This window comes from Bradyrhizobium amphicarpaeae (assembly GCF_002266435.3).
Taxonomy (GTDB): Bacteria; Pseudomonadota; Alphaproteobacteria; order Rhizobiales; family Xanthobacteraceae; genus Bradyrhizobium; species Bradyrhizobium amphicarpaeae.
Genome location: NZ_CP029426.2, coordinates 5145234 through 5158698 on the forward strand (window position 1 = coordinate 5145234; position 13465 = coordinate 5158698).

A 13465-nucleotide genomic window follows, 5' to 3' on the forward strand; every position below is an offset into this window, starting at 1 on the left:
GATGACCAATCGCGTCAACATCGCCTGTCTCGGGGCTGGCCGCATGGGGCGCGGCATCGCCGTCGCATTCGCCTACGCCGGGCACAGCGTGACGATGATCGACGTCAAGGCCCGTAGCGCAGAAGAGTTCGCCAAGCTCGAGGCGGACGCGCTTGGTGAGGTCGCAAAGACATTTGCCAGCCTGTCCAAGCTGGGACTGCTGACGGAGGCGGATGTCGGTCCGCTCGTCGCGCGCGTCTCGGTGGTGCCCGCCGGCCATAGCCAGTCCGCGCTATCCGAGGCCGGAATGGTTTTCGAAGGGGTCCCTGAAGTCGTCGAGCTCAAGCGCGAGGTGCTGGGCTTAGCCTCACGGCAGGTGCGACCCGACACGATCATTGCATCGACGACGTCGACCATCCTGGTCGATGATCTCTCCAGCGCGATCGTGAATCCCGGCCGCTTCCTGAACGTGCATTGGCTCAACCCGGCCTATCTAATCCCGCTGGTCGAAGTTTCGCCAGGTAAGGCCACCGATCCCGCCATCGTCGACGAGGTCAAGGCGCTGCTTGAGGGCATCGGCAAGGTGCCGGTGGTCTGCGCGGCAACGCCCGGCTTCATCGTCCCACGCATCCAGGCGCTGGCGATGAACGAGGCCGCGCGCATGGTCGAGGAAGGCGTCGCCAGTGCCGAGGATATCGACAAGGCGATCCGCCATGGTTTCGGCTTCCGCTATGCCGTGCTCGGGCTGCTCGAGTTCATCGACTGGGGCGGCGGCGACATCTTGTACTATGCCAGTCGCTACCTCGAAGGCGCGCTCGGCAGCGACCGCTATCGCGCGCCGGACGTCATCTCACGCAACATGCATGAAGGCCGGATCGGCTTGCGCACGGGTGCCGGTTTTCTCGACTATTCGGGCATGGACGTCGATGCCTATCGCGTAAAACGGCTTCAGGCCATGGTGGACCTGCTGCGCCACTTCGACCTGGCTCGCCCACCCGTGCTCGACCGCACTTAGCCGAAAACGTCCTGCAATACGCCTTCGCGAACGACCGCGACGCCATCGAGCTCGATCGTCGTTCCCATCATCGGCAGGTCGAAATGCCCCGCCGTGTAGCGGCCGGCGAATTCGTTCGCGCCGGTCGAGAACAGGAAATTGCCGGAGACGGCCCGGATCTCCGTGCCATTGGTGTCGCGCTGGTCGTACATCGACAGCGCTTCATAGCGCGCGCCAGGGTTCATGCCGAAACCGACATGCGAGACCGCATAGGCCTCGCGATCGCCCCAAGCCGCAAGATAGGAGCGCATCATTGCGGCGTCCGTGCCTTCGCCTTCGAGTTCGACGACATAGTCGTCTTTCAAGGTCATCGTCACCGGCGACGTCAGATAGCGCTTGAAGGTCAGGTTGATGTCGCCTGGCGCCATCACCAGCGTGCCGTTGATCGTCCCGCTCTTGGGGAAGCTGACGACGATTCCACCGGGCCAATGCGCCAGCGTGCCAGGCTTGTCGGTCCAGCCCCATACACCGACCGTGGACGCGCCGACCATATCGACGTCGAGCGCGGTGCCGGCCTTCGAGGTCACCCGCATTCGCTTCGTCCCGCGCAGCATCTTGGCCGCCGCCCGAACGCGTTTTTCGAGCGCTGTATCCGGCACCATCCGCTCCAGCGCTTCGGGATGCTCGTTGGAGATCACCAGGATCCGCGCGCCAGCCTTGAGGATCTCCGGCGTCTCCACCGCGTGCATCAAGCCCTCGATGGTGCAATCCACCACGAAACCAGCCTGCTGAAGCGCACTGATGACCGGACCAAGCTTCTGGATCGCCTCGCTCGCGCCCGTCGAGCGAACCGGAACGATATTCCGGTTACGCGGTGTCGGCATCACCACGTGAAACGGCCGCGCGCCCATGCGCAGCAGCGCGAGTTCCGCCAGATGCACGTTCAACGCGCGCGACTGGGTTTCGGAGAGAATCGCCGCGGTATCACCGGCCTTGACGGCACAGCGTTCAAAGATCTCGCAAAATGCGTCGATCCATTTTGCCTCAATGCGATCAGCCAGCATGGTTCACTCCCGGTCTTCCGATTTCTTCTTGGTCAGTTCAGGCCTCGGGAAAGCCCCGCAGCAGGTATGAGCGCAGCGCCCCGAGCAGGCCATTCAAGATCAGGCCCAGCAGCGAGATCGTGATCAGAGGCACGAACATGTCGACGGCCTGAAAAGTTCGCGCCGCGGTCACGAGCGCGTGCCCCAATCCGTCCGTCGACGTGATCATCTCGGCCAGAAACACCACGATGCAGGAAATGACAAGCCCGATCCGGCATCCAGTCAGGATCGACGGCATCGCCGCCGGCAGCACCACCTTGAAAAGGATTTCGTAGCGTGGCGTTCCCGCTGCCATCGCCGACCAGATCAGCTTCTGTTCGACGGTGGAGGCACCGTAATAGGTCGAGAGCAGAATGGGAAAGAGTGCGTCCGCGGCCACCAATGTGATCTTCGACCCGTGGCCGAATCCGAGCAAAAGCAGGAGTGCCGGATAGAGCGCAACCTTGGGCAGCGGGGCCAATACGCGGACGATCGGCCGGACCACGGCATTGATGGCCGGATTGGCGGCGGCGGCAATGCCGATACTGACACCAAGCACGACCGCAATCGCGAACCCTGCAAACAGCCGGATCAAGGTTGCCGCGATCTCCTGCTGAAACGTCCACGTCACGAGCTGCTGGAGCAGCCGGCTGAAGACGAAGCCCGGCGGCGGCAGCAAGACCGCGGGCGCGAAGCCGAATGACACCAGGCCCTGCCACAAGGCGATGACCAGCGCGATCGGGGCAATCCCGAGAAGGACGTTTGCGGAGAGACGGCGCGACATCACGAGAAACTCAGCGGCATGTCGAACTGTGGTTCGGACCAACGCACGAGTCTGGCACGAACCCTTTCAAAAATCGCGTCGAGGCAGATTCCCATCGCCCCCACGATGATGATCATCGCAAAGACGGTGTCGTACTGGCCCATGTCGAGCGCATTGAACAGAATGTTGCCGGCGCCGGACTGGCGGGCGATCATCTCACTGGTGATCATCGTGATCAGCGCCAGCACCAACCCCGTACGGCAGCCGGTCAGGATTTCCGGCAACGCTGCGGGCAACACGATCCGCACCAGGCGCTGTGCAGGAGAAAGTCCCATCGCCGCTCCCGACCACAGCATCTTCTCTTCAACAGCCTTGGCGCCCTCGAAGCTGTGATAGATCACGGGGAGGCTGACGCCCAGGAAGATCACCAATGTCTTGGTGACGTCGCCGACGCCCAGCCAAAGCATGATGATCGGCATCAAGGCGGCCTTCGGCACCGGATAAATCACCATCAGGAGCGGATTGAAAAAGGCCGCAACGCCCCGGCTGCGTCCCATCAACAGGCCCAGCGGGATCGAAACCAGTACCGCCACACCGAACCCGAGCGCCATCCGGCGAAGCGACGCCAGGATGTTGATCAGGGATTCCTTGTCGCCAAGAATATCAGGAATTGCCCGGATCGCCTCGATTGCCGTCGGGAAGCTGTCGTTCTTGAGCGCCAGGGATGCAAACTGCCACACGGCCAGCAACCCGATGCAGGCCAGTACCGGGGCGACCCGTCTGAGCATGGCGGCCGGCGACATCACGAGACGGGCCCGGCTTCGTCGCTTTCATCGAACATGCGCTCGATATCGACGACGTATTTCTGATAGCGCGGGTCGAGCAACAGCTCGTTGCGGCGACGCGGTCGCGGTAGATCAATGTCGATAACCTCGCGGATGCGGCCGGGCGATTTCGACATCATCACGACTTTATCCGAAAGAAAGACGGCTTCGTCCACCGAGTGGGTGACGAACAGCACCGTCTTGCGGTCGCGCTCCCAGATGTTGAGAAGGTCGTTCTGCAGGCGCGTCCTTGTGTGCGCGTCGAGCGCACCGAACGGTTCGTCCATCAAGAGCACTTCGGGATGGTAGGCCAGCGTCCGCGCCAGCGCCACGCGCTGCTTCATACCGCCCGACAGCTCCTTGGGGTAGAAGCTCTCGTAGCCCTTGAGGCCAACCATCTCGATCAAGGCCCGGCTCTGCGCTTCCGCTTCGGCGGCGCGCACGCCCTGCTGACGCGGGCCGTACATCACATTGCCCAGCACGGTCTTCCAAGGGAAAAGCGCGAACTCCTGGAACACCGGTCCGCGATCCGGACCGGGCCCCGTGATCGCATGTCCCTTGATCTTCGCCGAGCCGCTGGTTGGGCTGACAAAACCGCCGACGATGTAAAGGAGTGTCGACTTGCCACAGCCAGACGGCCCAAGGATGGAAACGAAGGCGCCCTCCTCGATCGTCAGCGAGATGTCCGAAAGCGCCACATGATCCTTGCGCGCCGAAGTCTGAAAGACCTGCGAGACGCGGTCGATCTCGATGATCGCAGAAGCCGGCTCTCGTGATGTCACCGGTCTCACCCATTCGCTCGATCTCGCAGGCACCACCGTCATCCCGTCTCTCGCCTCACTCGCGCGAACATTGCCCGCCGAACCTGCTGAACGTCCTCCGTCAGCCGATCGAGCTTAGCAAGAAGCCTGCCAGACAGGCGGTCGTTTTCGCACCCATGCGGTGCGTCATTCGAACCACGGCCATTCTGCGGGGCCCTCATGCGTCACGGCTCCGCCCGGCGCCTGCCCGACCAGTCGCGCATATTTGGCAAGCGCGCCAGCACGGTGGCGCGGCGGACGCTGCTTCCAATCTCGTCGCCGCGCGGCGAGTTCCTGCTCATCAAGCAGGACGTCCATGCGCCGATTTCCGGCATCGATCCGGATCCTGTCACCATCGCGAACGAGCGCGAGCGGACCGCCGACAAATGCCTCGGGGGCCACGTAGCCGATGCACATGCCACGCGTCGCGCCGGAGAACCGTCCGTCGGTGATCAGCGCCACCTTTTCGCCCATACCCTGTCCATAGATCAGCGCGGTAACGCCGAGCATCTCACGCATGCCGGGGCCGCCGACCGGCCCTTCATTGCGGATCACGAGAACCTCGCCCGCCTTGTAGCTACGGTCACGAACCGCTCTTACACAAGCTTCCTCATCTTCGAAAATGCGCGCTACGCCTTCGAAGAACTGGCTCTTCAAACCTGCGACCTTGATCACCGCGCCGTCAGGACAGAGATTTCCCTTTAGAACGGCCACGCCGCCGTCGGGCAGGATCGGCGCGCGGGCCGCATATACGATTTCTCCATCAGGTGCGTTGGCCCCGCCATATTCTTCGGCAAGTGTGCGGCCGGTGATGGACAGGCAGCCGCCGTCGATATGTCCGCTCTGGATCAATTCTCGGATCACGACCGCGGCGCCACCGATGTCGTAGACGTCCTTCGCGGTGTACTTACCCCCCGGGCGCAGATTTCCGATCAGCGGCGTCCTGGCGAAGACCTCGCCAACGTCATCGATCGTGAACGCTATGCCGGCCTCGTTAGCGATCGCCGGCAGATGCAGCGCGGCGTTGGTCGAGCCCCCCGTCGCCGCAACGATCGCCGCGCCGTTCTCGAGGGACTTCCGCGTCACGATGTCACGAGGCAACGGTCCGCCGCGGGCCAGCATCTCCATGATCAGGCGTCCAGCACGTCGCGATATCTGCGCACGCTCGGCATAGACACCGGGCACCATCGAGACGTTGGGAATCGTCAGCCCCATCGCCTCGGAGACCATTCCCATGGTGTTGGCGGTGAACTGGCCGGCGCACGCGCCGATCGTCGGCAGGCAGGCGCGCTCGATCCGCTCGAGCGTGGCGCCGTCGATCTCACCGGTCATGAAGCTACCGACGGCCTCATAGGAATCGAGCACCGTCAGCGTGCGCCCATCCACGCGGCCCGGCAGCGAGCTGCCGCCGTAGATGAAGATCGAAGGCACGTTGCAGCGAACCATGCCCATCATCACGCCAGGCAACGTCTTGTCGCATCCGCCGTATCCGATCAGCGCATCGTAGGCCAGACCGTGGACGACGGCCTCGATCGAGTCGGCGATCAGTTCACGCGAAAACAGCGAGAACTTCATTCCCTCATGGTTCATGCTGATGCCGTCGGAGACCGACACAGTCGAGAATTCGCGCGGCGTACCGCCGGCTTCCTCGATACCCGTCTTGGCCGCGGCCACCTGAAAATCGTGGGTCATGTTGCAGGGCGTCTGCTCGCCCTTCATGCTGACGACGCCCACCATCGGCCTGGCGATCGCAGCGTCGTCGAGCCCCATCGCGCGCATGAACGCGCGGTGTGGGGCCCGGTCGAGGCCATCAGTCGTCACTCGTGATCGCAACTTCTTCATACGTGCATCTTCTTCGTGCCTCGTCCCGGATGACCCGGGACGCCGCAAGATCCTCGTTCGGATCGTTCGCTCGCTCGCCTACTGCAGCGGCGCGACGATCGTCGGATGCTTGAACTGCGTGACATCCAGTTTCGGCAGCATTCCGGTCTCGGCGTAGATGTCCAGCATCTTCTGGATCGCCGGGAAGTTCGGCGCCGCACCTGGATCACGGCCGAAATCGTTGTCCTTGAGCAAATAGGTCTCGAGCACCGGGATCGGCGCCTTCAGCACTTCGTTGACGACCTTGAGAGTTTCCTCGCGGTTCGCCAGCGCCTTCTTCATGCCCGAGGTAATATCGCGGACATAGGCCTTGACCACTTCCGGGTTCTTGTCGACGAAATCGGCGCGGCAGGCTTCCAGGATGTGCACGATGTTCGGCATGGCCTGGGACAGCGAGAAGAGCTTCCTTGTGCCGCCCTTTGCCTCGGCCCGCGCGGCGAACGGCTGGTTCATGTTGACCGCATCGACGCGGCCTTGGCGCAGCGCATCCTCAGATACGGCAAAGCCGACCTCGACCAGCTTGATATCCTTGGCTGGGTCGACGCCATTCTGCTTCAGGAGCAGGTTGAACGGGCCTTGCGTGCCGCCGCCGATCACGGAGATGCCGACCGTCTTGCCCTTGAGATCAGCGATCGTCTTGATGGGCGAGTCATCCTTGACGGCCCAGTAGACCGAGAAGCCGCCGGGCTTCTCGAACACGTGCTGGGCTACGATGTAGGCTTTGAGATTGCCGCCGACCACACCATTGGCAAGCGACAGCGGTGCCTGCGTCGCGCAGTCCAGCGCGCCGGCTGCCAGGGCTTGCGTCATAGGCGCCGTGCCCTGGAATTGAGTCCATTCGATATTGTAGGCCTTGCCGATATTGGGGAATTCGGTCGGCCTGCGCATCATCCAGTACTTGGATTCCTCGGCCGGGATCGTCCAACCGACGCGGATCGTCTGCTGTGCCCGTGCCGGGCTTGTCCCGGCGCTCACCGCCGCCACCGCCCCCAAAGCCAGGATCCATCTCGAAACGGTTCGCATCGTGCCCACTCCGCTGCTCCGGCGCCGACAGGCGCCACCCAACCCCGACCGGGCTCAAATCTTTCATGGTTCAAACAATCAGGCAAGCCATGCGAGCCCGGCGGTTTTGCCGTCCGACGCGCAATGTATGGTAAAGCGGCGTCGCGCTGCGGCAGAAGGAGGCAACCTATGGCTGATGCGAGCAAGACAAACCCGCAACACGTCGAGAGAATCGGCTATCTCGGCCTCGGCCTGATGGGAACACCGATGACCCGACGCCTGCTCAAGGCCGGCTATCAAGTCACTGTCTGGAACCGTTCTGAGGGCAAGGTGGCTCCGCTCGCCGAGGCCGGAGCCAGGCGCGCAGTCACGCCTCGCGATCTCCTGGCGAACGCCGATATCGCCTTCATGTGCGTGACGGATGCCGCGGCCGTCGAGGAGGTGATCTTCGGGCCTGAGGGGCTGGCAGCGGCGCCCGGCGCAGGCAAGCTTGTCGTCGACTTCTCGTCGATACATCCCGACGCCGCGCGCGATCTGGCAAAGCGATTGAGAGCCGCCAATGGCGCCGGCTGGATCGATGCACCGGTTTCCGGCGGAACGAAGGGCGCCGAGGAAGGCACCCTTGCGATCATGGCCGGCGGAGACGCAGGCGAGATCGAGAGGGTACGCCCCTACGTGCTGGCCATGGCGCGCAGGTTCACCCACATGGGCCCGACCGGCGCCGGCCAGACCACGAAACTCTGCAATCAGGTGATCGTGGGCTGCGCGATGGCCGTGCTGGCAGAAGCCACGCGTCTGGCCGTCAACGCGGGTATTGACGCCAATCGCCTGCCCGAAGCGCTCGCCGGCGGATTCGCGGACTCGATCCCGCTTCAGCTTTTCGTGCCGAGAATGGTGCAAGGCATTCACTCGCCCCCGCTCGGTCACATTGCCACGATGCTCAAGGATCTCGATACGGTCGCCGACGTCGCGCAGGCGACCTCGACGCCGGTGCCGATGGCCTCGCTCGCGGGGCAGCTTTTCAGGCTCGCCAAGGTCGCACGCGGCGCGGAAGCGGACGCGCTGGAGATTTACAAGCTTTCAGTGGCGGAGAGCTGAGCTATCGAGGGCGATCTGAAGCACGTCAAGGCGACGTCTTGCGCTCGTCATCTGCGAGGAATCGGCCGAACGTCCCTCGCGCGAAGAGCAGCGGCTCCTTCGAGCTGTAGGTGTAGGCCTCGACCGCGCCGAGGAAGATGACGTGGTCGCCGCCATAATAACGATTCACGGAGCGACATTGAAAATTGGCGACGCTCTCCGCAAGCACCGGCGCTCCGCCGAGGCCCGGCGTCCAGCCCACACCCGTGAACTTGTCGTCGGACGACTTGGCAAATTTCGTCGCAAGCGCCTGTTGCGAAGCTCCAAGCACGTTGACAGTGAAATGGCTGGCATTCTGGAAGATGGTCAGACTCGAGGAATAGACGACCAGGCTCCACAGGACCAGCGGAGGGTTGAGCGAGACGGAGGCGAACGAATTACAAGTCAGTCCGTAGGGCTTGCCCTCAGGCGCTGCGGCCGTGATGATCGTCACGCCCGTTGCATAGGTTCCGAGCGCGTTGCGAAAGTCGCGAGGATTGATCGACGAGCTGTCGCTCGCGAACTCGTTGGCGGGATCGGACGCGCCGGGTTGCTGCGGCAGATCATTCATCGGCCGGCCTCACAGCGTGAGATTTTCGGACGGCAGGCCCAGCGCTACCCGTCCATAGTTCGTGCCGGCCGCATCGAAGTTGAATGCGAGATGTGAGTTGATCGCGTGCGCGTCGCGGAATTGCCGCTGCAACACGCCCGTCGTGAACAGACCGCGCGCGCCGCTCGCGGCAAACAGCATCGAGACGGCGTCCGTGCAAAGGTTCACCGAAAAAGATCCGTCGCGCCGATAACGGGTCTTGGTCGCCATGTCAGGGATGTGGCCGCGCCGCGCTTCCTCCATGGCGTCGAGGCAGGCCGACCGCATGATCAGGCGCGCGGCATCAATCTTCGCCGAGGCCTCCGCGATCTTGATCTGGGTGCTCTGGAAATCGCTGAGCTTGGCGCGATTGTAGGTCGAAATACGGTGACGCGCGACCTCCGTGTAATCGTCGAGGCACGCCTGCGCATTCCCCAGCGCGACACCGGAGAGGACGTATGGGAACAGCGAGAACACGGGCAGCGCATATAGCGGATTTGGATTGACCGTACTTCCCGGCGTCGGGCCGCCTGAGAGGTCACCGACGGCGACCGTCATGTGGTCGGCCACGAAGGCATCCCTGACCTCCACGTCGCAAGACCCCGTCCCGCGCAGTCCCGCAACATTCCACGTGTCCAGCACCTTGTAATCGACCTTGGGCAGCAGAAAAATCCGATACTCGATACCGTCCGCCTCGTCGTCGGAGTAGACCACGCTTGCAAGCATGTTCCATTCGCAGGAGGCCACGCCGGAGGAGAACGGCCAGCTGCCGTGCAATCGGTATCCGCCCTCGACTCGCGTGGCGCGTCCGGCGGGAAAAATGAACGAGGATGCGATCAGCGCGTCCGGATCACGGCCCCAGACCAGATCCTGCGCCCTCTGCGCGAACATGCCGAGCATCCAGTGATGGCTCGCCAGATTGGCGAGATTCCAGGCTACCGACGCATCCGCCTGTCCAAGCAGCTCAGCGCAGTCGACAAGAGCGACATAGTCAAGCTCGGCGCCGCCAATACGTGCCGGTTGGAGCATCCGGAACAGGCCGGCTTCATGGAGATCGATCTCGGTTTCCGACGGGAGATGCCGCAATTCCTCCGTTCGCACCGCCCGCTCTCGTAGCCGCGGCACGAGGGCCCGGGCTTTCGCGATCATTGCCGCATACGCGCGTTCGCCGGCTTCCGGCCCGGTGGGCTGACCCATGCTCGGCTTTCGACCCGGCGCCATTCGCATCCCTCACTTCCGCGTATTTATGCGGCCGGCCCTTCACCAAATCAAGCCAATGCGGTCCGCATCACAAAGCATCGATTCCCACGCCGCGCGATGCCTGTTGCCTGGGGACCGGCCGTGCCGGCCTAGACCGCCGTCGAGGGCTTACCCGAGCCAAAGACGCCCTTCCGGGTCAACTCCGTGATCCGACGCTCGTCATAACCGAGCATGCTGCGCAAGACGTCCTCGGTATGCTCACCCAACAGAGGGGCCGCAACGGGATCGATCGCGCCGGTCAGGCTCATGGTAATCGGCGGCTCGATGTTCGGCACCCATTCCGCCGTACGGTGCGGAATGCGGCTCAAGCGATGGCGCTCGCGAGCCTCTGGCGCGTTAAACCCCTCCTCGACCGTCCGGAGATAGCCGACCGGAATATTGGCCTGTTTCATCTTCGCCATCCAGTTCTCAAGCGTATCGCCGGCAAAGACCTCTGCAATGGCTGCCCGCAAAAGCTCCTTGTTCTCAGAACGGGCCTTGCGCGTGGCAAACTGCGGATCGGTGATGAGATCAGGTCGGCTCAGCACCTCGACCACCAACCGGCGATACAGCCGATCGTTGGCGCAGGCCATGTAGAGCGGCCCATCGGAGGCCTCATAGACGCCAACGGTGGGAGACCCGCTCGGTGAATTGCCGAACCGGCCGGGGTTTTCGCCGTTGATGAGATACGCCATGCCGTAGAAGCCAGTCATCCCCATCGCAACATCGAACAAGGCGACTTCGACACGCTGCCCGCGGCCGAGCCGGTCCCGCGCCAACAGCGCCAGCAGGATGGCGTTACAGGCAGACATCCCCGTCGCCATGTCCACGATGGGCGGACCGGTACGAACCGCCGGGCCGTCGGCAAATCCATTGAGCGACATGAAGCCGCTCTCCGCCTGCGTGATGGGATCGAAGCCGGGACGCGAGGCGAACGGCCCGGAGCGCCCGTAGGCGGAGATCGAGCAATAGACCAGACGGGGATTGAGCGGGGCGACCGCCTCATAGTCGAGCCCGAATTTTTTCATGACGCCGCTCGAGAAGTTCTCCACGACCACATCCGCCTTGCGGATCAGATCCAGCGCGATCTCGCGGGCCTCCGGTACGGCAAGATCGAGCGCAATACCGCGCTTGTTGCGGTTCAGGCTGAGATAGGCGGCGCTCTCGCCGCCGATTTCGGCGTGCTCATAGGCGCGCGTGTCGTCGCCGCCGTCGGGATTTTCGATCTTGATGACGTGCGCGCCAAAATCCGCGAGCGTCTGCGTGCAGGCCGGGCCGGCGACGACACGGGTGAAATCGATGACCAGCAGACCGTCGAGCGCACTCGGCCCTTCCACCGCTCGCGACGAACGTTCCGGCAATTGAGGCTTGGTCGGCATCTCTAGCGCTCCCTTACATCGGCTTATGGTCGCCGAATTTCCTGCAAGAGCAAACTTAAAGCCCGGCGCCGGCAACTTCGCAAGGGTTTCGCTTCACTCCGCCCGAAACGCAAAAACGGCCCGGCAGCGTCAAGCTGCCGGGCCGCTTTATATTTATGCTTAGGGAGACTGCGCACATCTTGCACAGCCACTCCAGCCTGAGAAGGTCACGTCAGTCGGAGAAGATCACGTTCCGCATCGCGGGAAACCACTCCTATTGCTCAACGCAGCCACTTTCTCCAATAAAGCGTATGCGACCAGGCCCAGGGCGCTTCGGGCTCGTACAGCCGATAACCTGCATGGATGAAATTATTGGCAGATACCGGATTGTCCGTCGTATCGGAGACGATGCTGTCCCATCCGAGACGCCGCCCTCGCGCCTCGATCGCTCGCATCAGCCTGCGCTGAAGTCCCCGCCCCCAATGCCGCTGCAAGACCCCGACCCGGCAAAAATAGCCGCTGTTGCGCGCATGCGTCGACGGCACGACACCGGCGAAGGCCACCGCGTCATCATCGTGGTGGGCGAGCCACCACGTACCCGATCCGAACTGCGGCAGGGCCGCCCCATCGAAGAATGTCAGCCGGTGCAGATCGCCGAGGATTTCGCTGGTCTCATCGTCGTCCGTATCGGCGATACGAATTCTGTACATGGGATACCTATTGGCGGGCGTCATCGGGAGTGAGTGAGCTTGCGATTCCGTTGCGTCGAGGCTCACTTGCCCAGCACGACCTTGACGCCGAGCCAGACTGCCCCCATCAGACCGGTCGCAAGCACGGTGATCACCGCCTTGAAGGTGTAGCTCTGCGCCTGTTCGACGCTCCTTCGCCAACGCCGCAAGTGCTGGAAGTCCGCTCTCAGCTCCCTCCGGTCATCGTCTTCGATCCCGAACGAGGCCAGGACCGATGCCACGGCCTTCAACACGATCGCGTCGACGCTCTCCTGCTGAACTCGGTGCTGCTCGGCCAATGTCTCCGCGACGATCGCCCGGATCTCCTCGTCTTGAATCTTCACTGCTTGATGATCCTCGCAACATTCTCGAAGCCGCGCTTGGCGAAGTAGAAAGAGACAACCAGGTTGGCCGTGATCGCTGCAAATCCTGCCAGAGCGTCCGTCGACCCAAATCCCAGGACCTTGTCCCAGACCAGCAGCTTTGCGAAGTAGAGCGCCACGCAATAGCCCATGAGTTTGTCGGGCTCGTACCAATGCCCGATCTCGGCGATGCGGTACTGCATGACGGCCTTGGTTTCGGCCGTCTGCGCCGCGATCTCGCTCGCTGCAAGATCGGCTGCAATCTTGCTGTCGACAGTTTCGGCCTTCAGCTTGGCGCTGTAGGCCTCGATCAGCGCCTTGACGACGGGGCCTCCGAGAAACGAGATGATGGTCATCCACATCAGTTTATCCTCCGGAGGGTTCGCAGGCGTGCGATGATCGTCACCACGGAGATCGCAAGCAGGATGCGCCCCGTCGTCTTGACGTCACCGATGGCTGCGCTGATCTGATCCTTGACGCCGGGATCGCCGAGCGCGTCGGCGAGGTCGTCGATGATCGAAGCCAGGGCACCGGCGAGCGCGATGCAATAGCTCCACGCAATGGTCATTGAGTGCAGGCAGACCGCCTTGATCCTTGCGAGCATCACGATTTGCCTCGCAGCACTGCAAATTTTGCCCCAACCGACTTGATCAGAGCATCGATGCCGGTCACGAGCCGGAGCACTGGATCCTTGCAATACCAGCAGACGCCGAAGCCGGCAGCGAAGAGGATGATGTCGAGCATCGTC

16 protein-coding genes are annotated in these 13465 nt (G+C 62.9%); 2 read left to right on the top strand and 14 right to left on the bottom strand.

The window, feature by feature from the left end; genetic code table 11:
* The first annotated feature begins 1 nt into the window (after window position 1).
* A complete protein-coding gene (locus CIT40_RS24155) occupies window positions 2-994 on the top strand; it encodes a 3-hydroxybutyryl-CoA dehydrogenase (protein ID WP_094891378.1) in 993 nt (330 codons plus the stop codon).
* On the opposite strand, the gene CIT40_RS24160 is transcribed toward CIT40_RS24155, so the two are convergent.
* The 6 genes from CIT40_RS24160 to CIT40_RS24185 all read right to left on the bottom strand — a co-directional run bounded on the left by CIT40_RS24160 (window position 991) and on the right by CIT40_RS24185 (window position 7346).
* Window positions 991-2037, bottom strand: coding sequence for a 2,5-dihydroxypyridine 5,6-dioxygenase NicX family protein (locus tag CIT40_RS24160; RefSeq protein WP_094891377.1), 1047 nt, complete (start codon window positions 2035-2037; stop codon window positions 991-993). The two genes, CIT40_RS24155 and CIT40_RS24160, sit on opposite strands and share 4 nt — an antisense overlap.
* A 37-nt stretch (window positions 2038-2074) precedes the next feature.
* The gene (locus tag CIT40_RS24165) at window positions 2075-2839 is read right to left on the bottom strand and encodes an ABC transporter permease (RefSeq protein WP_094891376.1); all 765 of its coding nucleotides are present in this window, start codon (window positions 2837-2839) and stop codon (window positions 2075-2077) included.
* Window positions 2839-3624: an ABC transporter permease gene (locus tag CIT40_RS24170; protein ID WP_162307653.1), complete on the bottom strand. Its 786-nt coding sequence runs from the start codon at window positions 3622-3624 to the stop codon at window positions 2839-2841. Before CIT40_RS24170 ends, CIT40_RS24165 begins: the two co-directional genes overlap by 1 nt.
* Window positions 3621-4466, bottom strand: coding sequence for an ABC transporter ATP-binding protein (locus CIT40_RS24175; protein ID WP_094891374.1), 846 nt, complete (start codon window positions 4464-4466; stop codon window positions 3621-3623). Before CIT40_RS24175 ends, CIT40_RS24170 begins: the two co-directional genes overlap by 4 nt.
* A 123-nt stretch (window positions 4467-4589) precedes the next feature.
* Window positions 4590-6284, bottom strand: a complete 1695-nt coding sequence (gene ilvD, locus CIT40_RS24180) for a dihydroxy-acid dehydratase (protein ID WP_094891373.1) — start codon at window positions 6282-6284, stop codon at window positions 4590-4592.
* Window positions 6285-6362: 78 nt separating this feature from the next.
* Entirely contained in the window at window positions 6363-7346 is a 984-nt protein-coding gene (locus CIT40_RS24185; protein ID WP_094891637.1) for an ABC transporter substrate-binding protein, read from the bottom strand.
* 168 nt (window positions 7347-7514) lie between these two features.
* Here CIT40_RS24185 and CIT40_RS24190 point away from each other — a divergent pair, with 168 nt between their 5' ends.
* Window positions 7515-8423, top strand: a complete 909-nt coding sequence (locus tag CIT40_RS24190) for an NAD(P)-dependent oxidoreductase (protein WP_162307654.1) — start codon at window positions 7515-7517, stop codon at window positions 8421-8423.
* Window positions 8424-8448: 25 nt separating this feature from the next.
* On the opposite strand, the gene CIT40_RS24195 is transcribed toward CIT40_RS24190, so the two are convergent.
* From CIT40_RS24195 to CIT40_RS24230, 8 genes are all read right to left on the bottom strand, one after another.
* Complete coding sequence (locus CIT40_RS24195) at window positions 8449-9012, bottom strand: flavin reductase family protein (RefSeq protein ID WP_094891371.1); 564 nt, start codon at window positions 9010-9012, stop codon at window positions 8449-8451.
* Window positions 9013-9021: 9 nt separating this feature from the next.
* Window positions 9022-10227 carry an acyl-CoA dehydrogenase family protein gene (locus CIT40_RS24200; protein ID WP_244611836.1) on the bottom strand — a complete coding sequence of 402 codons (1206 nt, stop codon included), beginning with the start codon at window positions 10225-10227 and terminating at the stop codon, window positions 9022-9024.
* A gap of 152 nt (window positions 10228-10379) precedes the next feature.
* On the bottom strand, window positions 10380-11648 hold the full coding sequence (locus CIT40_RS24205) for a CaiB/BaiF CoA transferase family protein (protein ID WP_162307891.1): 1269 nt from the start codon (window positions 11646-11648) through the stop codon (window positions 10380-10382).
* A gap of 260 nt (window positions 11649-11908) precedes the next feature.
* A complete protein-coding gene (locus tag CIT40_RS24210) occupies window positions 11909-12337 on the bottom strand; it encodes a GNAT family N-acetyltransferase (RefSeq protein ID WP_094891368.1) in 429 nt (142 codons plus the stop codon).
* Between the two features lie 62 nt (window positions 12338-12399).
* Complete coding sequence (locus CIT40_RS24215; protein WP_094891367.1) at window positions 12400-12699, bottom strand: hypothetical protein; 300 nt, start codon at window positions 12697-12699, stop codon at window positions 12400-12402.
* On the bottom strand, window positions 12696-13079 hold the full coding sequence (locus tag CIT40_RS24220) for a hypothetical protein (RefSeq protein ID WP_094891366.1): 384 nt from the start codon (window positions 13077-13079) through the stop codon (window positions 12696-12698). The genes CIT40_RS24215 and CIT40_RS24220 overlap by 4 nt, the downstream gene beginning before the upstream one ends.
* Window positions 13079-13321: a hypothetical protein gene (locus tag CIT40_RS24225; RefSeq protein WP_094891365.1), complete on the bottom strand. Its 243-nt coding sequence runs from the start codon at window positions 13319-13321 to the stop codon at window positions 13079-13081. Before CIT40_RS24225 ends, CIT40_RS24220 begins: the two co-directional genes overlap by 1 nt.
* On the bottom strand, window positions 13321-13461 hold the full coding sequence (locus tag CIT40_RS24230) for a hypothetical protein (RefSeq protein ID WP_162307305.1): 141 nt from the start codon (window positions 13459-13461) through the stop codon (window positions 13321-13323). The genes CIT40_RS24225 and CIT40_RS24230 overlap by 1 nt, the downstream gene beginning before the upstream one ends.
* Window positions 13462-13465 lie beyond the last annotated feature (4 nt).

Coding starts and splice junctions, on each gene's coding strand:
- CIT40_RS24155 (WP_094891378.1), top strand. CDS start 2: ATGACCAATCGCGTCAACATCGCCTGTCTCGGGGCTGGCCGCATGGGG.
- CIT40_RS24160 (WP_094891377.1), bottom strand. CDS start 2,037: ATGCTGGCTGATCGCATTGAGGCAAAATGGATCGACGCATTTTGCGAG.
- CIT40_RS24165 (WP_094891376.1), bottom strand. CDS start 2,839: ATGTCGCGCCGTCTCTCCGCAAACGTCCTTCTCGGGATTGCCCCGATC.
- CIT40_RS24175 (WP_094891374.1), bottom strand. CDS start 4,466: ATGACGGTGGTGCCTGCGAGATCGAGCGAATGGGTGAGACCGGTGACA.
- ilvD (WP_094891373.1), bottom strand. CDS start 6,284: ATGAAGAAGTTGCGATCACGAGTGACGACTGATGGCCTCGACCGGGCC.
- CIT40_RS24185 (WP_094891637.1), bottom strand. CDS start 7,346: ATGCGAACCGTTTCGAGATGGATCCTGGCTTTGGGGGCGGTGGCGGCG.
- CIT40_RS24190 (WP_162307654.1), top strand. CDS start 7,515: ATGGCTGATGCGAGCAAGACAAACCCGCAACACGTCGAGAGAATCGGC.
- CIT40_RS24195 (WP_094891371.1), bottom strand. CDS start 9,012: ATGAATGATCTGCCGCAGCAACCCGGCGCGTCCGATCCCGCCAACGAG.
- CIT40_RS24200 (WP_244611836.1), bottom strand. CDS start 10,227: ATGGGTCAGCCCACCGGGCCGGAAGCCGGCGAACGCGCGTATGCGGCA.
- CIT40_RS24205 (WP_162307891.1), bottom strand. CDS start 11,648: ATGCCGACCAAGCCTCAATTGCCGGAACGTTCGTCGCGAGCGGTGGAA.
- CIT40_RS24210 (WP_094891368.1), bottom strand. CDS start 12,337: ATGTACAGAATTCGTATCGCCGATACGGACGACGATGAGACCAGCGAA.
- CIT40_RS24220 (WP_094891366.1), bottom strand. CDS start 13,079: ATGTGGATGACCATCATCTCGTTTCTCGGAGGCCCCGTCGTCAAGGCG.
- CIT40_RS24225 (WP_094891365.1), bottom strand. CDS start 13,321: ATGCTCGCAAGGATCAAGGCGGTCTGCCTGCACTCAATGACCATTGCG.
- CIT40_RS24230 (WP_162307305.1), bottom strand. CDS start 13,461: ATGCTCGACATCATCCTCTTCGCTGCCGGCTTCGGCGTCTGCTGGTAT.